The organism is Amycolatopsis magusensis, assembly GCF_017875555.1.
Taxonomy (GTDB): Bacteria; Actinomycetota; Actinomycetes; order Mycobacteriales; family Pseudonocardiaceae; genus Amycolatopsis; species Amycolatopsis magusensis.
Genome location: NZ_JAGGMS010000001.1, coordinates 3140320 through 3166651 on the forward strand (window position 1 = coordinate 3140320; position 26332 = coordinate 3166651).

Sequence of the window (26332 nt, forward strand, 5' to 3'; positions counted from 1 at the left end):
GCAAGCTGTTCGGGGACAAGCAGAGCATCACCCGCCAGGGCGGCTTCCTCTACGACGTGGCGGACTTCGACCCCGACTTCTTCGCCATCTCGCCGCGCGAGGCGCTGGTGATGGACCCGCAGCAGCGGGTGCTGCTGGAGTCGGCGTGGGAGGCCATGGAGCGCGCCGGTATCGACCCGGGCACGCTGCGCGGCACGGACGCCGGGGTGTTCATCGGCGGTGGCAGCGGTGAGTACCGCCTGCCCGCCGAGACCGCCGGGCACGAGTGGCAGACCGCGCAGTCGGCGAGCCTGCTCTCCGGGCGGCTCGCGTACACCTTCGGCTTCCAGGGCCCGACGGTCTCGGTCGACACCGCGTGCTCGTCTTCGCTGGTCTCGCTGCACCTCGCCGCGCAGGCCCTGCGCAACGGCGAGTGCTCGATCGCGCTGGCCGGTGGCGTCACGGTGATGTCCACGCCGGTGGGCTTCGTCGAGTTCAGCGCCCAGGGCGCGTTGTCCGAGGACGGCCGCTGCAAGGCGTTCTCCGACACCGCCGACGGCACCGGCTGGTCCGAGGGTGTGGGCATGCTGGTGGTCGAGCGGCTGTCCGACGCCCGCCGCAACGGGCACGAGGTGCTCGCGGTGGTCCGCGGCTCGGCGATCAACTCCGACGGCGCCTCCAACGGCCTGACCGCCCCGAGCGGTCCCGCGCAGCAGCGGGTGATCCGGGCGGCGCTGGCCAGCGCCAAGCTGGGACCGTCCGATGTGGACGCGGTCGAGGCGCACGGCACCGGCACCAAACTGGGTGACCCGATCGAGGCGCAGGCGCTGCTGGCCACCTACGGCCGCGACCGCGAACAGCCGCTGCTGCTGGGCACGGTGAAGTCCAACATCGGGCACACGCAGTCGGCGGCGGGCGTGGCCGGCGTGATCAAGATGGTCATGGCCATGCGCGACGGCAGGTTGCCGCAAACGCTGCACGTGGACCGGCCGACCACCCAGGTCGACTGGAGCGCGGGCGCGGTCCGGCTGCTGACCGAGACCACGCCGTGGCCCGAGGTGGGCCGCCCGCGCCGGGCCGGGATCTCCTCGTTCGGGGCCAGCGGCACGAACGCGCACCTGATCCTGGAGCAGGCGGAAACCGTGCCGCCGACCAAGTGGGACGCTGTGGTGGCGCCCGAGCGCAAGCCCGAGGTGATGCCGGTGCTGGTCTCCGGCCGGACCCCGGCGGCGCTGCGGGCGCAGGCGACCCGCCTGCTGGACCTGGCGCGCGAGAACGACGACCTGGCCGGGATCGCGCTGTCCGCGGCGACCACCCGTGCCGCGTTCGAACACCGCGCGGTGGTGCTCGCCGGGCAGCAGAACGAGCTGGTCGACGGCTTGGTGGCGTTGGCGGAAGACGGGGTCGCGCCGCACGTGCTGCGGGACGAGGCGGCCCGCTCCGGCAAGCTCGCGTTCCTGTTCACCGGACAGGGCGCGCAGCGGATCGGCATGGGCCGGGAGCTGTACAACCGCTTCCCGGTCTTCGCCGCCGCGCTCGACGAGGTGCTGGCCGAGCTCGACGTCCGCGACGTGATGTGGGGCGACGATCAGGAGGCGCTGAACCAGACCGGGCACGCGCAGCTCGCGTTGTTCGCGGTCGAGGTGGCGCTGTACCGCCTGCTCGAGTCGTGGGGCATCAAGCCGGACTTCCTCGCCGGGCATTCGATCGGCGAGCTGTCCGCGGCCCACGTGGCCGGGGTGCTCACCCTCGGCGACGCCTGCGCGCTGGTCTCCGCCCGCGCCCGGCTCATGCAGGCCCTCCCGGCCGGTGGGGCGATGGCGGCGGTGCAGGCGAGCGAGGAGGACGTGCTGCCGTACCTGGTCGACGGGGTGTCGATCGCCGCGGTGAACGGGCCGAACTCGGTGGTCATCGCCGGGGACGCGGAGCTGGTCGAGAAGGTGGCCGAGCCGTGGAAGGCCAAGCGCCTCAAGGTCTCCCACGCCTTCCACTCCGCGCACATGGACCCGATGCTGGAGGACTTCCGGACGGTCGCGAAGAACCTGACCTACTCGGCACCGCGCATCCCGATCGCCACCCAGGGCGACGTGACCTCCCCCGAGTACTGGGTGCGGCACGTGCGCGACGCCGTGCGCTTCGGCGACGCGATGCGCTCGCTGGACAGCCGGGGCGTGGCCACCTACGTGGAACTCGGCCCGGACGCGGCGCTCTCGGCGATGGCCCGCGAGTCGATCTCCCCGCAGGCGCTGGTGGTCCCGGTGCTGCGCAAGGACCGCGGTGAGGAGAACAGCCTGGTTTCCGCGCTGGCCCGCATCCACACCCGCGGGGTCCGCATCGGCTGGCGCGAGTTCTTCGACGGCGTCGGCGCGGCCAGGGTGGACCTGCCGACCTACGCCTTCCAGCGGCAGCGGTACTGGCCGGACGCGGTGCCGGCCGCGCCCAAGGCGGAGGTCGACGGCGTGTCCGACCAGGGTCTCTGGGAGGCCGTGGCGAAGCAGGACTTCGCCTCGCTGGAGTCGGTGCTCGACGTGGACGGCGAGTCGCTGTCGAAGGTGCTCCCGGCGCTGCTCGACTGGCGGCGCCAGCGCGAGGACCAGTCCGTTGTGGACAGCTGGCGGCACCGGATCGGGTGGAAGCCGCTGGGCGGCAAGAAGACCGACCGGCTGGCGGGCTCCTGGCTCGCCGTGGTCCCGGCGGGCGGTGGCGCGCTGCTCGACGCGCTCGACGGCGACTTCACCCGCGTCGAGGTGGCGGCCCCCGACCGCGAGCAGGTGGCCGAAGCGCTCAAGGCACACGGCGGGACCGAGTTCGCCGGGGTGGTGTCGCTGCTGGCGATGGCCGAATCCACCGGTGGTGGCGCACCGGCCGGGGTCCTGCTGACCGCCACCCTGGTCCAGGCGCTGGGCGACGCGGGGATCACCGCGCCGCTGTGGTGCCTGACCAGCGGGGCGATCTCGGTGGGCCGCTCGGAGACGGTGCCGAACCCGCAGCAGGCCGCCGTGTGGGGCCTCGGCCGGGTCGCCGCGATGGAGTACCCGGAGCGCTGGGGCGGGCTCATCGACATTCCGGCCCAGCTGGACGACCGCGTGGTCCGCGGGCTCACGTCCGTCCTTTCCGGACTCGACGGCGAGGACCAGGTGGCCGTGCGCACCAGCGGGATCTTCGGCAGGCGCCTGCTCCCGGCACCCGCACCGGTCCCGGCGCGCGAGTGGAACCCGGACGGCACCGTGCTGATCACCGGCGGCACCGGCGCGCTGGGCGGGCACGTGGCCCGCACGCTCGCCGGGGCGGGGGCGCGGCACCTGGTGCTGGTCAGCCGCCGCGGCCCCGAGGCGCCGGGCGCCGAGGAACTGCGGATGGAACTGGCCGGGCTCGGGGTGGCGGTGACCGTGGCCGCCTGCGACGTCACCGAGCGCGCGGCGGTGACCGAACTACTCGGCACGATCCCGGACCTGACCGGCGTGGTGCACGCGGCCGGGGTGCTCGACGACGGCATCCTCGACCGGCTCACCCCGGACCGGTTCCAGGAGGTGTTCCGGACCAAGGTGGACTCGGCGCTGCTGCTCGACGAGCTGACCCGCGACAACGACCTGAGCGCGTTCGTGTTGTTCTCCTCGGCTTCGTCGGCGATCGGCAACCCCGGTCAGGCCAACTACGCCGCGGCGAACGCGGTGCTGGACGCACTGGCCGAACGCCGCCGCGCCGACGGCCACGCGGCGACCTCGATCGCCTGGGGCGCCTGGGGTGGTGGCGGCATGGCCGACACCGACCACGCCATGGAGACCGCACGCCGCGCCGGGGTCGCGATGATGGAACCCGAGCTGGCGTGCCAGGTGCTGCGGCAGCTGGCGGTGGAGAGCGAGCCGACCGCGGTGGTCGCCGCGGTGGACCAGAGCCGGTTCGCCTCCGGTTTCCGGCCCAGCCCGCTGATGCGCGAGCTGGCACCCGCGCCGGGTGCGGTCGCCGAAGCCGCGCCCGCCGAGCCCGAACTGGCCGAGCAGGTGCTCAAGCTGGCCCCGGCCCGCCGCTACGAGGTGGTGCTGGAGCTGGTGCGCACCCGGGCCGCCGAGGTGCTCGGGCAGGCCGACCTCGACGCGGTGCGCGAGGACCGGCCGTTCCGCGACCTGGGCTTCGACTCGCTCGCGGTGGTGGAGCTGCGCAACCGGCTCAACGCCGCGACCGGGCTGAGCCTGGCCTCCACGCTGGTGTTCGACCACCCGAACCCGAAGGCGCTGGCCGAGCACCTGCTCGAACAGCTGGTGCCCGAGGGCGCGAGCGCCGGCACCGAAGAGGCCGAGGTGCGTGAGCTGCTCGCTTCGGTGCCGCTGGCGAAGCTGCGTGAGCACGGAATGCTCGACCAGCTCCTGCGGCTGGCCCGCCCCGGCGGTGAGCCGGAGGAGAACGGCGAAGGCGCCTCCATCGACACGATGACGGTGGACGACCTGGTGCAGGCCGCGCTGAGCGGCCAGGACAACGGCCATGACGACGAGTCCGAACCTTCCTGGAAGTGAGTCAGAGCATGAACGCGCCCAACGAGAAGGTTGTCGAAGCGCTCCGGGTCGCGATGAAGGACGCCGAGCGGCTGCGCCGGCAGAATCGCGAACTGGTGGCCGCCGCTTCGGAGCCGATCGCGATCGTGGCGATGAGCTGCCGCTTCCCCGGCGGCATCGACTCGCCCGAGTCGTTGTGGGAGCTGGTCGCCTCGGGCGGCGACGCCATCTCCGGCTTCCCCGCCGGCCGTGGCTGGGACACCGAGTCACTGGCTTCCGCCGAGACCGACGAGCGCGGCACCAGCATGAGCCTGCAGGGCGGGTTCCTGCCGGGCGTGGCCGACTTCGACCCCGGCTTCTTCGGCATCTCCCCGCGTGAGGCGGTCACCATGGACCCCCAGCAGCGCCTGCTGCTGGAGACCACCTGGGAGGCCATCGAGCGGGCCGGGATCGACCCGTCGAAGCTGCGCGGCAGCCGGACCGGCATGTTCGTCGGCACCAACGGGCAGGACTACTCGCACCTGATGGTCCGCTCGGTGGCCGACGCCACCGGGGACATCGGCACCGGCATCGCGGCCAGCGCGATGTCCGGCCGCGTCTCCTACGAACTGGGCCTCGAAGGCCCGAGCGTCACCGTGGACACCGCGTGCTCGTCCTCGCTGGTGGCCCTGCACCTGGCCGCGCACGCGCTGCGCAACGGCGAATGCTCGCTGGCGCTGGCGGGCGGCGTGAACATCATGGCCACCCCGGGTTCGCTGGTGGAGTTCAGCCGTCAGGGCGGGCTCGCGCGCGACGGCCGCTGCAAGGCGTTCTCCGACGACGCCGACGGCACCGGCTGGTCCGAGGGCGTCGGCCTGCTGGTGCTGGAGCGGCTGTCGGACGCGCAGCGCAACGGGCACGAGGTGCTCGCCGTGGTGCGGGGTTCCGCGGTCAACTCCGACGGCGAGTCGAACGGTTTCACCGCGCCCAACGGCCGCGCGCAGCAGCGCGTGATCCGGCAGGCGCTGGACCGCTGCGGCCTGGCACCGGCCGACGTGGACGTAGTGGAAGCCCACGGCACCGGCACCCCGCTGGGTGACCCGATCGAGGCGCGCAGCCTGCTCGCCACCTACGGCCAGAACCGCGAACACCCGCTGCTGCTCGGTTCGATCAAGTCGAACCTCGGGCACACGCAGGCGGCGGCTGGCGTGGCCGGGGTGATCAAGATGGTCATGGCCATGCGGCACGACCTGGTGCCGAAGACCCTGCACGTGGCCAAGCCGTCCACCCACGTCGACTGGACCACCGGCGCGGTCCGGCTGCTCACCGAGGCCACGGCGTGGCCGGAGACCGGCCGGGCGTACCGCGCGGCCGTGTCCTCGTTCGGGGTCAGCGGCACCAACGCGCACGCGATCATCGAGCAGGCCCCGCCGATCACCGTTGAAGCACTGTCCGACGTCCCCGCGCCCGCTGTGGTGCCGTGGGTGCTGGCCGGGCGGACGCCGTCGGCGCTGCGTGCCCAGGTGTCCTCGCTGTTGTCCTTTGTGGACTCGGAACGACCGGTGGACCTGGCGCTGTCGCTGGCCACCACCCGGACCAGCTTCGAGCACCGGCTCGCCGTGGTCGGCGGGAGCCTGGAGGAACTGCGCGGGTCGCTTTCGGCGTGGGTCGAGAACGGGACCGCGCCGGGCGTGGTGACCGGTGAGGTCAACGGGCGCGCCAAGCTGGGGGTGCTGTTCTCCGGGCAGGGCGCGCAGCGGATCGGCATGGGCCGCGAGCTGTACGCCCGTTTCCCGGCCTTCGCCACCGCCTTCGACGAGGTGCTCGCCGAACTGGACCGGCACCTCGAAGGCTCGCTGCGGGACGTCGTCTGGGGTGACGACGCCGAACTGCTGAACCAGACCGGCTGGACGCAGCCCGCGTTGTTCGCCATCGAGGTGGCGCTGTTCCGGCTGGCCGAATCCTGGGGCCTGGCCCCGGATTTCGTCACCGGGCACTCCATCGGCGAGATCGCGGCCGCCCATGTCGCGGGGGTGTTCTCGCTGGAGGACGCCGCCGGGCTGGTCGCCGCTCGTGCGCGCCTCATGCAGGCCCTTCCGGCCGGGGGAGCGATGGTGGCGATCAAGGCCACCGAGGACGAGATCACCCCGCTGCTCACCGAAGGCGTCTCGATCGCCGCGATCAACGGGCCGTCGTCCGTGGTCATCGCCGGTGACGAGGCCGCCGTGCTGGCCATCGCCGAAGGCTTCGAGCGGACCACGCGGCTGAAGGTGAGCCACGCGTTCCACTCGCCGCTGATGGACCCGATGCTCGAGGACTTCCGCCGGTTCGCCGAGGGCGTCGCCTACGCCGAACCCACTATCCCGGTGGTCTCCAACCTGACCGGCGAACTCGCCACCGCGAACGAACTGCGCTCGGCGGACTACTGGGTGCGGCACGTGCGCGAAGCCGTCCGCTTCGCCGACGGGGTGCGGGCGCTGGCCGCCGCCGGTGCCGGGGTGCTGCTGGAACTCGGACCGGACGGCGCGCTGTCCGGGCTGGCGCAGCAAAGCGCGGACCTGCCCGTGGCCCCGGCGCTGCGCAAGGACCGCGGTGAGGAAGCCGCGATCCTCGGCGCGCTGGGCAAACTGCACGTCAGCGGCGTCACGGTGGACTGGAGCGCGGTGCTCGACGGCACCGGCGCCCGTCGCGTGGCGCTGCCGACCTACGCCTTCCAGCACGAGAAGTACTGGCCGTCGGTGTCCGTGCGTTCCGGCGACATCTCCGGGCTGGGCCTGGATTCCGCGGAACACCCGCTGCTCGGCGCGGCCACCACGGTGGCCGGTTCCGGCGAGCTGATCATGACCGGCAGGCTGTCGCTGGAGAGCCACCCGTGGCTGGCCGACCACGCCGTCGGTGGCGCGGTCCTGTTCCCGGGCACCGGTTTCCTCGAACTCGCCCTGCGTGCCGCCGACCAGGTCGGCTGCGATCGCGTGCACGAACTGACCCTCGTGGTCCCGCTGGTGCTCGCCGAGAAGACCTCGGTGACCGTGCAGGTGTGGGTCGGTTCGCCCGACGCCGCCGGCCGTCGCCCGATCAGCGTGCACTCGCAGCACGGCAACGCCGAGTCGTGGGTACAGCACGCCAGCGGCTCGCTCAGCGACGGTGCCGCCGTCGCCCCCTTCGACGCCGCCGAATGGCCGCCCGCCGGGGCGCAGGCGCTGGACCTGGACGGGTTCTACGAGCGGTTCGCCGAGACCGGGCTGACCTACGGACCGGTGTTCCAGGGCGTCAAGGCCGTGTGGCAGGGAGACGGCGAGATCTTCGCCGAAGTCGCGTTGCCGGACAGCGTCGAGGACGCCGGTGAGTTCGGCGTGCACCCGGCGCTGCTCGATTCCGCCCTGCACGCCAGCCTTTTCGTGCACCCGGACCGCGAGGACAGCGGCCTGCTGCCGTTCTCGTGGAGCGGGGTCTCGCAGCACGCTTCCGGCGCCTCGACGTTGCGCGTGCGCCTGGCCGCCACGGCGGACGACGCGATCTCGGTGACCGCCGTCGACGTCCAGGGCGAGCCCGTGCTGTCTGTGGAATCCCTCGCGCTGCGTTCGGCGACGGCCGAGTCGACCGCTCGCGCGCAGAGCGAGCAGGACTCTCTTTTCCGCCTGGACTGGGTCACCCAGCCCGGCGCCAAGTCCACAGAGGACACCCGATGGGCCGTGCTCGGCGTCGGGGAAGCGGCCCTGGGTGCCGCTGTTGCCGCGACCGGGGGCTCCCGCGTGGCTTCACTCAGTGAATTGGCTGAACTGGCTGAGCTGTCCGGCGGCGTGCCGGGCATGGTGCTCTGGCCCGTGGCGAGCGAGAGCGACGGCGCCGAAGCCGTTCACGAGCTGACCGCCCGCGTGCTCGGCACCGTCCAGGACTGGCTGGCGGACCAGCGCTTCGGCGACTCCTGCCTCGTCGTGGTCACCCGGGGCGCGGTCGCCGCCGGGGACGAGAACGTGGACGACCTGCCCGCCGCCGCGGTGTGGGGCCTGGTGCGCACGGCCCAGTCGGAGAACCCCGGCCGCCTGCTGCTGCTCGACCTCGACCAGGCGGAGACCGACGTACTGGGCACCCTGCCCGCGTTGCGCGCCAACGGCGAGACCCAGATCGCCGCGCGCGACGGGGAACTGCACGTGGGACGGCTCGCGCGGCTGGCAGCCGGTACCGCGCTGGTGCCACCGGTCGGCGTGCCGTGGCGCCTGGACAGCGGGCGCAAGGGCAGCCTCGACGGCCTCACCCTGGCACCCGCCCCGCAGCTGCTGGACCCGGTGGAGGGCCGTCAGGTCCGGATCGCCGTCCGCGCGGCGGGCCTGAACTTCCGCGACGTGCTGAACGCGCTGGGCATGTACCCCGGCGACGCGGGCCTGTTCGGCTCCGAGGCCGCCGGTGTGGTGCTCGAGACCGGCCCCGAGGTCACCGGGCTGCGGCCGGGCGACCGTGTGATGGGCATGCTGTTCGGCGGCATGGGCCCGCTGGGCGTGGTCGACGAACGCCTGCTGACCAAGCTGCCCGAGGAGTTCTCCTTCGAGACCGGCGCCTCGATCCCGCTGGTCTTCCTCACCGCCTACTACGCGCTGGTCGACCTCGCCGACCTCCAGCCGGGCGAGAAGGTGCTGGTGCACGCCGGTGCCGGTGGCGTCGGCATGGCCGCGGTCCAGCTCGCGCAGCACCTCGGCGCGGAGGTCTTCGCGACCGCCAGCGAGGGCAAGTGGGACACCCTGCGCTCGCTCGGCCTCGACGAGGACCACATCGCCTCCTCGCGCTCGCTGGACTTCGAAGCGAAGTTCCCGCAGGTCGACGTGGTGCTCAACGCGCTGGCAGGGGAGTTCATCGACGCCTCGCTGCGGCTGCTCGTGCCGGGCGGGCGCTTCCTGGAAATGGGCAAGACCGACCTGCGTGATCCGGAAAGCCTGCCCGAGGTCCGCTACCAGGCGTTCGACCTCGGCTGGGTGGACCCGGACCGGATCGGCGCCATGCTGGCCGAGCTGAAGGAGCTGTTCGCCGCCGGGTCGATCCGGCCGCTGCCGATCGTCAGCTGGGACGTGCGCCGCTCGCGGGACGCCTTCCGGTTCATGAGCCGCGCCCAGCACATCGGCAAGATCGTGCTGACCGTGCCGCCGGGCTGGGACCCCGACGGCACGGTGCTGATCACCGGTGGCACCGGCGGTCTGGGCGGGGTGCTCGCGCGTCACCTGGTCACCACCCGCGGCATGCGCAACCTGCTGCTGGTCAGCCGCAGCGGCGAGAACGCGGCCGGGGCGGTGGAACTGCGGGACGAGCTGATCGAGGCGGGCGCCAGCGTCACCATCGCCGCCTGCGATGTCGCCGATCGCGACGCGCTCGAAAGCCTGCTCAAGACCGTGCCCGCCGAACACCCGCTCACCGCCGTGGTGCACACCGCCGGGGTGCTCGACGACGGCATTGTCGGCTCGATGACGCCCGAGCGCCTGGACACCGTGCTGCGGCCGAAGGTGGACGCCGCCTGGCACCTGCACGAGCTGACGCGGGGCCTCGACCTGGCCGGTTTCGTGCTCTACTCCTCGGTTTCCGGGGTGATGGGCAGCGCCGGGCAGGCGAACTACTCGGCCGCGAACGTGTGGCTGGACGCGCTGGCCCACCGCCGTCGCAGCGAAGGACTGGCGGCGACCTCGGTGGCGTGGGGCGCGTGGACGCCGGAGATCGGCATGACCGCCACGGTCAGCGACGCCGACATGCGGCGGATGAGCGAGTCCACGAACCCGCTGTCGGTCGAGCAGGGCCTGGCCCTGTTCGACGCGGCGATCGGCTGCGACGAGCCGCTGCTCGTGGCGCTCAACGGCGGCGCGGGCCAGGCCGGACCGGCGCAGGGCCACGTGCCCGCGCTGCTGCGTGGCCTGATGCGAACCGGCCGCCGCACTGCGGCCAGCGGCACCAGCGGCGGCGAGGGCTTGGCTCAGCAACTGCTCGGCATGCCGGAGGACGAGCGGATCCGGCACCTGACCGAGATGATGCGCACCGAAGCGGCAGCCGTGCTCGGGCACAGCTCGCCAGAGGCGATCGGTGTCGACCGCGAGTTCCGCCAGCTCGGTTTCGACTCGCTGACCGCGGTGGAACTGCGCAACCGCCTCGGCTCGGCCACCGGCATGACCCTGCCCGCCACGCTGGTCTTCGACTACCCGACCCCGCGCGTGCTGGCCGAATACCTGCTGGACGAACTGGTCGGCGAGGCCGCCGAGCTGACCGAGATCGCGCCACAAGCGGTGGGCACGGCCGACGACCCGGTGGTGATCGTCGGCATGAGCTGCCGGTTCCCCGGTGGCATCGACTCGCCGGAGGACCTCTGGCAGTTCCTCCTCGACGGCGGGGACGCGATCACCGACTTCCCGCCGGACCGCGGCTGGGAGTCCGACCCGACCGGCGGCACCGAGGGCGCGAAGGGCGGCTTCCTGGCCGACATGGCCGGGTTCGACACCGGCTTCTTCGGCATCTCGCCCCGTGAGGCCAAGGCGATGGACCCGCAGCAGCGCCTGGTGCTGGAGGTGTCCTGGGAGGCCATCGAGCGCGCCGGGATCGACGCCGCCGACCTGCGCGGCTCGCAGACCGGCGTGTTCATCGGCACCGGCGGGCAGGACTACACGAACGTGGTGCTGCGGGCCAACGAGGACCTGGAAGGCCACGCCAGCACCGGTCTCGCCGCCGCGGTCATCTCCGGCCGCGTCTCCTACAGCTTCGGTTTCGTCGGCCCGTCGCTGACCATCGACACCGCCTGCTCCTCGTCGCTGACCGCGCTGCACCTGGCCGCGCAGTCGCTGCGCACCGGGGAAAGCTCGCTGGCGCTGGTCGGTGGCGTCGCGGTGATGAGCACGCCGATGAGCTTCGCCGGGTTCACCGCGCAGGGCGGGCTCGCGCCGGACGGCCGGTGCCGCGCCTTCTCCGACGACGCCAGTGGCACGAGCTGGTCCGAGGGCGTCGGTGTGCTGGTGCTGGAACGCCTGTCCGAGGCCCGCCGCCACGGCCACCAGGTGCTCGCCACGCTGCGCGGCAGCGCGGTCAACCAGGACGGCGCCTCGAACGGGCTGACCGCGCCGAACGGGCCGTCGCAGCGCCGGGTCATCCGGGCCGCGCTGGCCGGCGCCGGGCTCGCCGCGTCCGATGTGGACGTTGTCGAAGCCCACGGCACCGGCACCAAGCTGGGCGACCCGATCGAGGCGCAGGCTTTGCTGGCCACCTACGGCCAAGACCGCGAACGCCCGCTGCTGCTCGGGTCGGTGAAGTCGAACCTGGGGCACACGCAGGCCGCCGCCGGGGTCGCCGGGGTGATCAAGACCGTGCTGGCGCTGCGGCACGGCGTGGTGCCGAAGACGCTGCACGTGGCCCAGCCGACGTCCCATGTGGACTGGAACGCCGGTGCGGTGGAGCTGGTCACCGAGGCCACCGAATGGCCGGAGGTGAACCGCGCCCGCCGCGCTGGGGTCTCGTCGTTCAGCCTGAGCGGCACCAACGCGCACGTGATCTTCGAGCACACGCCGGTGGTCGAGGCCGAACTGCCCGAGCGGGACGAGCCGGAGCTCGTGCCGCTGGTGGTCTCGGCGAAGACCCCGGAGGCGGTCGACGGCCAGCTGGAGCGCATCCGCGCCTTCCTGGGCGGCAACTCCGCGCTGGACACCGGGTACTCGCTGGTCACCACGCGCACCGAACTCGAGCACCGCGCGGTCCTGCTGTCCACAAAGGACGGCGTGACCGAGGTCGCCAGGGGTACCGCGGCCGAGCGCCCGCTGGCCGTGTTGTTCTCCGGCCAGGGTTCGCAGCGGCTCGGCATGGGCCGCGAACTGCACGCCCGGTACCCGGTGTTCGCCGAGGCGTTGGACGGCGTACTCGCGGGCCTGGACCCGGATGTGCGCGAGGTGATGTGGGGCGGGTCGGCCGACCGGCTGAACACCACCGGCTACACCCAGCCCGCGTTGTTCGCCATCGAAGTGGCGCTCTACCGGCTGGTCGAGTCGTGGGGCGTCAAGCCGCGGTTCCTCGCGGGCCACTCGATCGGCGAGATCGCCGCCGCGCACGTCGCCGGGGTGCTTTCGCTGGAAGACGCGTGCACGCTGGTCACGGCCAGGTCGAAGCTGATGCAGGCGCTCCCGGCCGGGGGAGCCATGGTGGCGATACGCGCCACCGAAGCGCAGGTCACCCCGCTGCTCACCGAAGGGGTGTCGATCGCGGCGGTCAACGGGCCGTCGTCGGTGGTCATCGCCGGTGACGAGGCAGCGGTGCTGGCCATCGCCGAAGGCTTCGAGAAGACCTCGCGGCTCAAGGTTTCCCACGCGTTCCACTCGCCGCTGATGGACCCGATGCTGGACGAGTTCCGCGCGGCCATCGAGGGCCTGACCTTCAACGAGCCGCGGGTCCCGGTGATCACCAGCGGCGACGTGACCTCGCCCGAGTACTGGGTGCGGCACGTCCGCGACACCGTGCGGTTCGCCGACGCGGTGTCCACCCTGGCCGCCGAGCGCGTCGGCGTCTTCCTGGAGCTCGGCCCCGACGGGGTGCTGTCCGCGATGGTCGCCGAGTCGGCGCCGGACGCGGTGGTCGTGCCGGTGCTGCGCAAGGACCGGCCCGAAGAGGCCGCCGCGCTGACCGCACTGGCGAAACTGCACGTCAACGGCGTCCCGGTGGACTGGAAGAGCTGGTTCACCGGCACCGGCGCCCGCCGCGTCGACCTGCCGACCTACGCCTTCCAGCACGAGAGGTGCTGGCCGTCGATGGCGACCGGCGGGCGTGCCGGGGACGTCGCCGGGCTGGGCCTGTTCTCCACCAAGCACCCGCTGCTGACCGCCGCGATGGCGGTCGCGGGGTCGGACGAAATCGTGCTCACCGGCAGGCTCGCGCTGAACACGCACCCGTGGCTGGCCGACCACCAGGTCGGTGGCCGGGTGGTCTTCCCCGGCACCGGTTTCCTGGACCTGGTCATCCGCGCGGGCGACCTGGTGGGCTGCGACCGCGTCGAGGGGCTGGCACTGATGGTGCCGCTGGCCTTCGACGACCGCTCGGGTGTCGCGGTGCAGGTCCGCGTCGGCGAGGTCGACGAGCACGGCCGCCGCGAGGTCGGCGTGTACGCGCAGCCCGCCGACGGCACCGGCCGCGAGTGGACGCACCACGTCGGCGGCACCCTGAGCAACAGCGAATCCGAGGCCGAGCGCATCGACGAATGGCCGCCCGCCGGGGCCGAGCCGGTCGACCTGGACGGCCACTACGACCGCCTCGCCGAGCAGGGCGGGCTCAGCTACGGGCCGGTGTTCCAGGGCCTGAAAGCGGTCTGGCGCACCGAATCCGCGGTCTACGCCGAGGTCGAACTGCCGGAGCACGTCGAGGACGCGGCCGCCTACGGGCTGCACCCGGCGCTGCTGGACGCCGCCCTGCACGCCATCGTCTTCTTCGACGAGGAGGACCACGGCCTGCCGTTCGCCTGGCACGGCGCGTCGCTGCACGCGGTGGGCGCTTCGGTGCTGCGCGTCCGGCTTTCCCGCACGGGCACCGATTCGATGTCGGTGACCGCGGTCGACGTCGAAGGCGCGCCGGTGCTTTCGGTGGAATCCCTGTCGCTGCGGCACTCCTCGGTCGACGAGGCACCCCGGCAGCAGGGCCGGGTCGGAGACTCGCTGTTCGTGGTCGACTGGTCCCCGGCCGAACTCGCCGCCGACCGGCCCGCCGCGAAGTGGGCGCTGCTGGGCGAGGACCTGTTCGGTCTCACCGCGACCGCCGAACCCGATGAGGCCGACGCGCTCCTGGTGCAGTTCGCCGGTTCCGACGGCGTCGAAGCCGTGCACGAGCTGACCGCCCGCGCGCAGGAAGTCGTCCGCGACGCGCTGGCGGACGAGTCCGGCAAGCCGCTCGTGGTGGTGACCAGGGGCGCGACCGCGGTCGCCGGTGAAGCGGTCCGCGACCTGGCCGCCGCGGCGGTCTGGGGCCTGGTGCGCTCGGCGCAGGCGGAGAACCCCGGCCGCTTCCTGCTCGCCGACCTCGACGACACGGCCGAATCCGCGGCCGTGCTGAACAACCTCACCGAACTGCTCGAACTCGGGGAGACCCAGCTCGCGTTGCGGGCCGGATCGGCGCACCTCGGCCGCTTGGCCCGGCTTTCGGCCAGCCCGGCGCTGGTGCCGCCGGAGCACACGCCGTGGCGCCTGGCCACGGCAAACAAGGGCAGCCTGGACGAGTTGATCCTCGCGCCCTGCCCCGACCTGCTGGAGCCGCTGGCCGAGCGCCAGGTGCGCGTGGCGATCCGCGCGGCGGGCCTGAACTTCCGCGACGTGCTGAACGCGCTGGGCATGTACCCGGGTGAGGCGGGGGTGTTCGGTGCCGAGGCCGCCGGGGTCGTGGTCCAGACCGGCCCGGACGTGGTCGGCCTCCAGCCCGGGGACTGGGTGATGGGCATGCTGTTCGGCGGGTTCGGCCCGGAGGGCGTGGTCGACGAGCGGTTCCTGACGAAGCTGCCGGAGGACTGGTCGTTCGAAGCCGGTGCCTCCTACCCGCTGGTGTTCCTCACCGCCTGGTACGCGCTGCACGACCTGGCCTCGGTCCGGCCGGGGGAGAAGGTGCTGGTGCACGCCGGTGCCGGTGGCGTCGGCATGGCGGCCATCCAGCTGGCCCGGCACCTCGGCGCGGAGGTCTACGCGACCGCCAGCGAGGGCAAATGGGACACCCTGCGCGGCCTCGGGCTCGACGACGACCACATCGCGTCCTCGCGTGACGCTTCCTTCGAAGCGAAGTTCCCGCAGGTCGACGTGGTGCTCAACGCGCTGACCGGCGAGCTGATCGACGCGTCGCTGCGGTTGCTCGGCGAGGGCGGCCGGTTCCTGGAGATGGGCAAGACCGACCTGCGTGACCCGGCGAGCCTGCCGGGCATCGCCTACCAGGCCTTCGACCTCGGCTGGGTGGAGCTGGACCGGGTCCAGCAGATGCACGACGAGCTCAAGGCGCTGTTCGCGAGCGGCGCCATCGAGCCGCTGCCGATCCGCACCTGGGACGTGCGCCGCGCCAAGGACGCGTTCCGGTTCATGAGCCGCGCCCAGCACATCGGCAAGATCGTGCTGACCGTGCCCGGCCAGTGGGCGCCCGAGGGCACCGTGCTGATCACCGGTGGCACCGGCGGCCTCGGCGCGGAACTGGCGCGGCACCTGGTGGGCAGTCGCGGAGTCCGCCGCTTGCTGCTGACCAGCCGCCGTGGCCCGGACGCACCGGGCGCGGTCGAACTGCAGGCCGAGCTGATCGCCCACGGCGCCGACGTCGACGTGGTGGCCTGCGACGCCGCCGACCGCGAGTCGGTCGCCGGACTGCTCGCGGGCATTCCCGCCGAGCACCCGCTGACCGCCGTGGTGCACACGGCCGGGGTGCTCGACGACGGCGTGGTCGGCTCGCTCACCCCGGACCGGATCAGCAAGGTGCTGCGGCCCAAGGTGGACGCCGCCTGGCACCTGCACGAGCTGACCCGTGACCTCGACCTCGCCGATTTCGTGCTCTACTCCTCGATTTCCGGCGTGATGGGCGCGGCCGGTCAGGGCAACTACGCGGCGGCCAACAGCTACCTCGACGCGCTCGCCACCCAGCGGCGGGCCGAGGGCCTGCCCGCGTCCTCGCTGGCGTGGGGTGCCTGGGCCGGTGCCGGGATGGCGAGCGACATGGACGCCGCCGCGCTGGAGCGGATGGCCCGCGCGGGCACCCCGGCGCTGTCGGTGGAACTCGGCCTGGCGTTGTTCGACGCGGCGATCACCGTCGACGAGCCGCTGGTCGTGCCGGCCAGCATCGTCACCAGCTCGAACGCGGCGCCGTTCGCGGTGCCGCCGATGCTGCGCGGCCTGATGACCACGGGCCGTCGCAAGGCCGCCGCCGGCGGGCGCAACAGCGGCGCGCTGCGGAAGCTGGAGGGCCTGGGCCGCGAGGAGCGGGTCAAAGCGCTCGTCGAGCTGGTCCGCACCGAGGCCGCGGCCGTGCTCGGCCACGACTCGACCGACGCGGTGGACACCGAACGCGACTTCCGCCAGCTGGGCTTCGACTCGCTGACCGCGGTCGAACTGCGCAACCGCCTCGGCCAGGCCACCGGCATGAGCCTGCCCGCGACGCTGGTCTTCGACTACCCGACGCCGCTGGTGCTCGCGGACTTCCTGAACACGGATCTGTTCGGCGCCGGCTTCGGTGACGACGAGCCCGTGGACGAGGCACCGGCACTGGCGAAGGTGGACGACGAGCCGATCGTGATCGTCGGCCTGAGCTGCCGCTTCCCCGGCGGCATCAACTCGCCGGAGGACCTGTGGGAGCTGCTGGTCGACGGGCGGGACGCGATCAGCGGCTTCCCCGACGACCGCGGCTGGGACCTGGAGTGGCTCGCGGGCGGCGGTCCCGGCAGCAGCGTCACCGGCCAGGGCGGCTTCCTGCCCGGGGTCGCCGGGTTCGACCCCGGCTTCTTCGGGATCTCCCCGCGTGAAGCGGTCGCGATGGACCCGCAGCAGCGGTTGCTCCTGGAGACCTCGTGGGAGGCGATCGAGCGCGCGGGCATCGACCCGGGTTCGCTGCGGGGCAGCCGGACCGGCGTGTACGTCGGCACGAGCGGCCAGGACTACTCGCAGCTGGTCATGGGCGCGCAGGAAAGCATGGAGGGCCACGCCGGAACCGGTACCTCGGCCAGCGTGATCTCCGGCCGTCTGTCCTACACCTTCGGGCTGGAAGGCCCGGCGGTCACCGTCGACACCGCGTGCTCGTCTTCGTTGGTGGCGCTGCACTTCGCCGCGCAGGCGCTGCGCAACGGGGAATGCTCGCTGGCGCTGGCCGGTGGTGTGACGGTGATGGCCACGCCGGGCATGTTCATGGAGTTCTCCCGTCAGGGCGGGCTCGCGCAGGACGGCCGCTGCAAGGCGTTCGCCGACGGCGCGGACGGCACGGGCTGGTCCGAGGGCGTCGGTGTGCTGGTGGTCGAGCGGCTATCCGATGCGCAGCGCCACGGGCACAAGGTGCTGGCGGTCGTCAAGGGTTCGGCGATCAACCAGGACGGCGCGTCCAACGGGCTGACCGCGCCCAACGGTCCTTCGCAGCAACGCGTGATCCGGCAGGCGCTCGCCACCGCCGGTCTGTCCACTTCGGACGTCGACGCGGTGGAGGCACACGGGACCGGGACCGCGCTGGGTGACCCGATCGAAGCGCAGGCGTTGCTGGCGACGTACGGCCGCAACCGGGACGAGCCGCTGTGGCTGGGTTCGGTGAAGTCGAACCTGGGCCACACGCAGGCCGCCGCCGGGGTGGCCGGCGTGATCAAGATGGTCATGGCGCTCCAGCACGGGGTGCTGCCGCGCACGCTGCACGTCGAGCAGCCGTCGTCCCATGTGGACTGGAACGCCGGCAAGGTCTCGCTGCTGACCGCGCCGCGGGAATGGCCCGAGGTCGACCGGCCCTACCGCGCCGGGATCTCGTCGTTCGGCATCAGCGGCACGAACGCGCACATCATCCTGGAGCAGGCGCCGGTCACCGAAACCGCTGTGCCGGAGCCCACGTTCACCCCGGCCGTGGTGCCGTGGCTGGTCTCCGCGAAATCCGAAGCCGCGCTGGACGACCAGCTCGGACGCGTCCGGACGCTGAGCGGCTCTCCCGTCGATATCGGCTACTCGCTGGCCGTCGGCCGTTCCCGCTTCGAGCACCGGGCGGTGCTGGTCGGCGGAACCGAGGTCGCCCGGGGTACCGCGAGCACCCGCAAGCTCACGCTGCTGTTCGCCGGTCAGGGTTCGCAGCGGCTCGGCATGGGCCGTGAACTGTACGAGCGGTTCCCGGTGTTCCGGGCGGCGTTGGACGAGGTGTTCGAGTATCTGGACGTCCGTGACGTCATGTGGGGCGAGGACGCCGACGCGCTGAACCAGACCGGGAACGCGCAGCCCGCGTTGTTCGCGCTGGAAGTGGCGTTGTTCCGGTTGGTCGAGTCGTGGGGGATCAAGCCGGACGCGCTGGCTGGGCACTCCATCGGCGAAATCGCGGCCGCGCATGTGGCCGGGGTGCTTTCGCTCGAAGACGCGTGCACGCTCATCGAGGCTCGTGCGCGGCTCATGCAGGCGCTGCCGACCGGTGGGGCCATGGTGGCGATCAAGGCCCGCGAGGATGAGATCACCCTGACCGAGGGTGTCTCGATCGCCGCGGTCAACGGTCCCGATTCGGTGGTCATCGCCGGTGAGGAAGCCGCGGTGCTGGCCATCGCGGAGGGCTTCGAGAAGACCACGCGCCTGAAGGTCTCGCACGCCTTCCACTCGCCGCTCATGGACCCGATGCTGGACGATTTCCGGGCCGCCATCGAGGGTCTGACCTTCCACGAGCCGACCATCCCGATGTCCGGCGATGTGACCACTGTGGACTACTGGGTCCGGCACGTGCGGGAAACCGTGCGCTTCGCCGACCACCTGAACGCCGAGTCGGCGTACTTCGAGCTGGGGCCCGACAGCACGCTCTCGGCCATGGCCGCCGCGGTCGCCGAGCTGGCCGTCCCGGCCCTGCGCAAGGACCGCGACGAAGAGACCGCGCTGCTCACCGCACTGGCCCGGCTGCACGTCGCCGGGGTGCGGGTCGACTGGGCCGCCTGGTTCGACGGCACCGGCGCACAGCAGGTCGACCTGCCGACGTACGCCTTCCAGCACGAGGACTACTGGGTCGAGGGCGGCGGCTTCGGCACCCGGTTCAGCGCCGGGCAGGACCCGGTCGACCAGGCTTTCTGGGCCGCGGTCGAACGCGAGGACCTGGAAACCCTGGCCGAAACGCTGGAACTGGACAACGACACGGTGTCCACCGTGGTGCCCGCGCTCTCCGCTTGGCGCACCCGCAGGCACGCGCAGTCCACTGTGGATTCCTGGTTGTTCCGCGAGGAGTGGCAGCAGCTCACGCCCGCGGACGCCGGGCTGTCCGGTAGCTGGCTGGTCGCCGTGCCCGCCGACACCATCGACAACACCGACGACATCTGGACCGGCGCCCTGATCGGCTCACTCGGCGACGACGTGACCCGTGTTGAGGTCACCGATCGCGCGACGCTGGCCGGGCGACTGGCCGGGATCACGGCCAGTCGCGTGCTTTCGCTGGTCGGGGTCACCGAGACCGCCACCCTGCTCCAGGCGCTCGGCGACGCCGGGGTGCTCGCGCCGGTGTGGGCGGTCACCCGCGGTGCCGTGTCGATCGGGCGCACCGACCCGGTGCTGCACGCCGACCAGGCCGCCGTCTGGGGCCTCGGCCGGGTCGCCGCGCTGGAGCAGCCGCAGCGCTGGGGCGGCCTGCTCGACCTGCCGGAGAAGCTGGACGACCGCGTGCTGCGCCGGTTGCCCGCGGTGTTCGCCGGGACCGAGGACCAGGTGGCCGTCCGGCCGCACGGGGTGTTCGGCCGCCGCCTGATCGCGGCTTCGGGCGAGCGCGCCATCTGGGAGCCGACCGGGACCGCGCTGATCACCGGTGGCACCGGCGCGCTGGGTGCGCGGGTGGCGCGTGACCTGGCCCGCCGGGGCATCGACCGGCTGGTGCTGGTCAGCCGCCGGGGTCCGGCCGCGCCGGGCGCCACCGAACTGCGCGACGAACTGGCCGCGCTGGGCACCGAGGTCACCATCGAGGCCTGCGACGTGGCGGACCGCGACGCGGTGGCAGCCTTGCTCGACGGGCTCCCGGACCTGACCGCGGTCGTCCACACGGCCGGTGTGCTCGACGACGGTGTCCTGGAAAGCCTGACGCCCGAACGCTTCGAGGCCGTTTTCGCGGCCAAGGTCACGTCGGCCCAGGTGCTCGACGAGCTGACCCGCGACCGCGACCTGGCCGCGTTCGTGTTGTTCTCCTCGGTCGCCGGCGCGGTCGGCAACCCGGGGCAGGGCAACTACGCCGCGGCCAACGCGGTCCTCGACGCCCTCGCCCAGCAGCGCCGCGACCGCGGCCTGCCCGCCACCTCGATCGCCTGGGGTGCCTGGGCCGGCGGCGGGATGGCCGACCAGGGCAAGACCGGCGACGCGATGCAGCGCGCCGGGGCCGCCACACTCGACCCGGAGCTGGCGATCACCGCGCTGTGGCAGGCCGCCGCCGACGCGTCGGCCACCACGGTGGTCGCCGAACTGCGGCAGCCGCAGCTCCTGCACGGCCTGCTGAGCATGCGGCCCAGCCCGCTGCTGTCCGAGCTGCCCGAAGCCCGGCGCGTGCTCGACGAAGTGGAGACCGAGCGCCGCGAGGCCGCCTCCGCCGCGTCCGAACTGCAGCGCAGCCTGCGTGGCCTGAGCGGTGAGCAGCGGGTCGAGCCGGTGCTGGACCTGGTGCGCACCCGCGCCGCCGAGGTGCTCGGGCACTCCGGCAAGGAAGCGGTCAGCGTCGACAAGGCGTTCCGCGACCTCGGTTTCGACTCGCTCACCGCGGTCGAGCTGCGCAACCAGCTCGCCGCGCTGACCGGGCTGACGCTGCCCGCGAGCCTGGTGTTCGACTACCCGACCCCGCAGGTGCTCGCCGAATACCTGCTGTCCGAACTGCTCGGCGAGGGCTCCATGCTCGACGAGCCTGCCGCCGCGGCGGAGGTCACCGACGAACCGGTGGTCATCGTCGGCCTGAGCTGCCGGTTCCCCGGTGGCGTCGACACGCCGGAAGACCTGTGGCAGCTGCTGGTCGAAGGCGGCGACGCGATCAGCGAGTTCCCCGAGGACCGCGGCTGGGAGAGCGACTGGCTCACCGGCGACGGCCCGTCCAGCGGCGCGACCGGCCGCGGTGGCTTCCTGCCCGGGGTGGCCGGGTTCGACGCCTCGTTCTTCGGCATCTCCCCGCGTGAAGCGGTGGCGATGGACCCGCAGCAGCGGCTCCTGCTGGAGAGCACCTGGGAGGCGATCGAGCGCGCCGGCATCGACCCGACCTCGTTGCGCGGCAGCCGGACCGGCGTCTACGTCGGCACCAACGGGCAGGACTACCAGCACCTGGTGATGCGCTCGCAGGACGACATGGAGGGCCACGCCGGGACCGGCACCTCGGCCAGCGTGATCTCCGGGCGCCTGTCCTACACCTTCGGCTTCGAAGGCCCGGCGGTCACCGTCGACACCGCGTGCTCGTCTTCCCTGGTGGCACTGCACTTCGCGGCCAAGGCACTGCGGGACGGCGAATGCTCGCTGGCGCTGGCCAGCGGCGTCACGGTGATGACCACGCCGTCCAGCTTCGGCGGGTTCGACCGGCAGGGCGGGCTCGCGCAGGACGGCCGGTCCAAGGCGTTCGCCGACGGCGCGGACGGCACGGGCTGGTCCGAGGGCGTCGGTGTGCTGGTGGTCGAGCGGCTGTCGGACGCGGAACGCAACGGGCACAAGATCCTGGCCGTGGTCCGCGGTAGCGCGATCAACCAGGACGGCGCGTCCAACGGGCTCACCGCGCCCAACGGTCCCTCGCAGCAGCGGGTCATCCGCCAGGCGCTGGCTTCGGCGGGCCTGCAAGCGTCCGATGTGGACGCTGTGGAAGCCCACGGCACGGGGACCGCGCTGGGTGACCCGATCGAGGCGCAGGCGCTGCTGGCGACCTACGGCCGCAACCGGAACGAACCGCTGTGGCTGGGTTCGGTGAAGTCGAACCTGGGCCACACGCAGGCCGCCGCCGGTGTCGCCGGGGTGATCAAGATGGTGCTGGCCATGCAGCACGGCGTGCTGCCGCGGACCATGCACGTGACTCGCCCGTCGTCCCATGTGGACTGGACCTCGGGTGCGGTGTCGCTGCTGACCGCGCCGCGCGAATGGCCCGAGGTCGACCGGCCCTACCGCGCCGGGGTGTCGTCCTTCGGCATCAGCGGCACGAACGCCCACGTGATCCTGGAGCAGGCGCCACCGCAGGCGCAGGTGATCGAGCAGGCACGGGTGGCGCCGTCGGTGGTCCCGCTGCCGGTGTCCGCCCGCACCCGGTCCGCGCTGGACGCCCAGCTCGACCGCGTCCGCGCGGTCGAGGAGAACCCGCTGGACACCGGCTACTCGCTGGTGACCGGCCGGGCGAACCTGGACCACCGCGCGGTCCTGCTGTCCACTCAGGACGGACTGACCGAGGTGGCACGCGGATCGGCCACCGAACGCTCGCTCGGCGTGTTGTTCTCCGGCCAGGGTTCGCAGCGGATCGGCATGGGCCGCGAACTGCACGCCCGGTTCGAGGTCTTCGCCGACGTGCTCGACGCGGTGCTCGCGCAGCTGGACCCGCGGGTGCGGGACGTGATGTGGGGCGAGGACCAGGAAGCGCTGAACCAGACCGGTTTCGCGCAGCCCGCGTTGTTCGCCGTCGAAGTGGCGTTGTTCCGGCTGGTCGAGTCGTGGGGCATCAGGCCCGACTACCTGGCCGGGCACTCCATCGGCGAGGTCGCCGCCGCGCACGTCGCCGGCGTGTTCTCGCTGGAGGACGCGTGCAAGCTGGTCAACGCGCGCGCCAGCTTGATGCAGGCGTTGCCCGGAGTTGAGACAGCGTCGCGCAGCGACTCCGTTGAGGGGGGTGGTGGGCGACGGGTGGGAGCGATGATCGCGATCCAGGCCACCGAGGACGAACTCACGCTCCCCGAGGGCGTTTCGATCGCGGCGGTCAACGGGCCGCGGTCGCTGGTGATCGCCGGTGACGAGGAAGCCGCCGAGGCGGTGGCCGCGAAGTTCGCCAAGTCTAGGCGTTTGCCGGTCAGCCATGCGTTCCACTCACCGTTGATGAACCCGATGCTGGACGACTTCCGTGCCGTGGTGGCGGGGCTGACCCTCGCCGAGCCGCGGCTGAAGGTGGTGACCAGCGGGGACGTGACCTCACCGGAGTACTGGGTGCGGCACGTGCGGGACACCGTGCGGTTCGCCGACGGCGTCCGGACGATGACCGAGGCGGGCGTCACGGCGTTCCTGGAGCTGGGCCCGGACGGGGTGCTCACCGCGATGGCGGCCGAGTCCGCGCCGGACGCGGTACTGGTGCCGGTGTGCCGCAAGGACCGCGACGAGGAGACGGCGGCACTGACCGCGCTGGCGAAGCTGCACGTGAGCGGCGTCGGCGTGGACTGGCGGCCGCTGTTCGCCGGGACCGGTGCCCGCCGCGTCGACCTGCCCGCCTACGCCTTCCAGCACGAGGACTTCTGGCCGACCACGGCCGGCGCGCGCCGCGGCGACGTCGGTGACATCGGGCTGGTCGCCGCCGAGCACCCGCTGCTCGGCGCGGCGATGCCGGTGGCCGGTTCCGACGGGGTGGTGTTCACCAGCCGGATCGCGCCCTCGGCCCTGCCGTGGATCTCCGAGCACGTGGTGCACGGCGTGGCCACCTTCCCGGAGACCGGGTTCGCCGAGGTCGCGATCCGTGCCGCCGACCAGGTCGGCTGCGACCGGGTCGAGGAGCTGACCGTGACCACCCCGCTGGTGCTGGGCGAACGCGACGCGGTCGCGCTGCAGGTCTGGGTCCGGGCCGCTGACGAGCAAGGCCGCCGGGCCGTCGAGATCTACTCGCGTCCCGCCGACGCCAGCACGTCGGTGGAGACCTGGACCACGCACGCCACCGGGGTGCTGACCACCGGCGAGCGGATCGCCGAGTTCCCCGCCGAATGGCCGCCCGCCGGTGCCGAGGCCGTGGACCTCGCCGACTGGTACGACGACTCGGAGTTCGGCGCGACCTTCCGCGGCCTCAAGGAGGCTTGGCTCTCCGGCGACGAGGTGTACGCCGAGGTCGAACTGCCGGAAGACCTGGCCGACGCGGCCTACTTCGGGCTGCACCCGGCGCTGCTGGCCACCGCGGTCCAGGCGGTCGATCTGGCCGATGTGGACGGTCTGGACGCCGGGCTCTCGCCCGCGGCGTGGAGCGGGTTGTCGCTGCACGCCTCGGGTGCCACGGTGCTGCGGGTCAAGCTCAAGCGGACCGGCCGCGACTCGGTCTCCCTGGCCGCGGCCGACGGCGAAGGCGCTCCGGTCTTCTCGGTCGAATCGCTCGCCATGCACCCGCTGGTCGCCGCCCGCGAAACCGTGAGCACGCAACAGGAAGCCCTGCTGGCCGTCGACTGGGTGCCGGTGCCCGCCGAACTGGCGCCGGTGCCGGAAGGCAGCCGCTGGGCCGTGGTCGGCGCCGACGAGCTCGGGGTCGGGGCCGCGGTGAAGTCCGCCGGGTTCGACGTCTCCGCGGCGGCGGAGTCCCTTGTGGACACGATCGCCGAATCGGACGGCGTGCCGGACCTGGTGCTCGTGCCGGTGACCGGTGGTTCCGAGGGTGACGTGCCGCAGCTGGTCCGCGAGATCACCGGGCGCGTGCTCGGGATCGTGCAGGAGTACCTGGCGGACAGCCGGTTCGCCCGCTCCCGCGTGCTCTTCGTGACCCGCGGTGGTGGTGACCTGACCGCCGCGCCGGTCTGGGGCCTGGTGCGCACCGCCCAGTCCGAGAACCCCGGCAGCTTCCTGCTGGTGGACGTGGACGGCGAGGACCATTCGCTGGACCTGCTGCCGATGCTGCCCGCGCTGCTCGCCTCCGGTGAGTCGCAGGTGGTCGTCCGCGACGGCACGCCACGCGTGGGCAGGCTGGCCAGGGCCGCCGAAGGGACCCCGGCGGCTGACTGGGATCCCGAAGGCACCGTGCTGGTCACCGGTGGCACCGGCGGCCTCGGCGCGGAACTGGCCCGTCACCTGGTCGGCGAACGGGGGGTGCGGCACCTGGTGCTCACCTCGCGGCGTGGCCAGGACGCGCCCGGCGCGCTCGAACTGCGTGCCGAGCTGACCGCCCACGGCGCGGACGTCGACGTGGTGGCCTGCGACGTGGCCGACCGGGCTTCGGTGGACGCGCTGCTCGCGGGCATCTCCGGGGACCTGACCGCGGTGATCCACACCGCCGGTGTGCTCGACGACGGTGTGGTCGCCTCGCTCACCCCGGAGCGCCTGGACACGGTGATGCGGCCGAAGGTCGACGGCGCCTGGCACCTGCACGAGGCCACGAAGGACCTCGGCCTGGCCGCGTTCGTCCTCTACTCCTCGGTTTCCGGGGTGCTGGGCAGCGCCGGTCAGGGCAACTACGCCGCGGCGAACGTCTTCCTCGACACCCTGGCCCGCCACCGCCGGGACCTCGGCCTGCCGGCCACCTCGCTGGCGTGGGGCCCGTGGACCCAGGACGGCGGCATGACCAGCGGCCTGGACGCGGGCGCGGTGGAGCGCATGGAGCGCTCGATCACCCCGCCGCTGTCGCTGGCGCAGGGCCTGGCCCTGTTCGACGCGGCGACCGCCCGCGACGACGCCGTACTGGTGCCGCTACGGGTGCGGACCGGCAACGCCCGGTCCGACGCGCCGATCGCGCCGATCCTGCGTGGCCTGGTGCGGACCGGCCGCCGGACCGCGGGTGGCCGCGCCGGTGGCGGGGCCGGACTGGCGCAGCGCCTGACCGGGATGCGGGAGAACGAGCGCGTCCGGTTCGTGATGGACCTGGTGCGCACGCACGCTTCGGTGGTGCTCGGGCACGCCTCGGCCGACGCGATCGAGCCGGACCGCGAGTTCCGCCAGCTCGGTTTCGACTCGCTGACGGCGGTGGAGCTGCGCAACAGCCTCGCCGCGGCGACCGGCGCGGTGCTGCCCGCCACGCTGGTCTTCGACTACCCGACGCCCACCGCGCTCGCCGAGTTCCTGGTGGCCGAACTGCTCGGCACGGCACCCGACGAGGGCCCCTCGCTGCTCGCGGAACTCGACCGGCTGGAGAGCGCGCTCTCGGCCAGCGACGCGGGCGAACTGGCGAGGGCGGGCGTGGCCGCGCGGCTGCGGAACCTGCTCGCCCAGGTCGGCGGCGCGGGCAAGGCCGAAGAGGCGGCCCCGGTGGCGGAGCGGATCCACGCGGCGAGCACCGACGAGGTGCTGGCCTTCATCGACAACGAACTAGGCCGCGGCTCGGCTGACCGCTGATAGGAGAGGTTTTCC

2 protein-coding genes (1 of these 2 cut by a window edge) are annotated in these 26332 nt (G+C 72.8%); both read left to right on the top strand.

Annotation, left to right across the window (positions count from 1 at the left end):
• On the top strand, positions 1-4490 hold the final stretch of the coding sequence (locus JOM49_RS14175) for a type I polyketide synthase (RefSeq protein ID WP_209664757.1). 22912 nt of this gene lie to the left of the window's left edge; only the last 4490 of its 27402 coding nucleotides appear in the window; the start codon falls outside the window, past its left edge; it ends in the stop codon at positions 4488-4490.
• An 8-nt stretch (positions 4491-4498) separates the two neighbouring features.
• Entirely contained in the window at positions 4499-26317 is a 21819-nt protein-coding gene (locus JOM49_RS14180; RefSeq protein WP_209664758.1) for a type I polyketide synthase, read from the top strand.
• The last annotated feature ends 15 nt before the right edge of the window (positions 26318-26332 follow it).

Bases quoted from the DNA above. Each gene is read 5' to 3' on its own strand.
- JOM49_RS14180 (WP_209664758.1), top strand. From the start codon at position 4,499: ATGAACGCGCCCAACGAGAAGGTTGTCGAAGCGCTCCGGGTCGCGATG.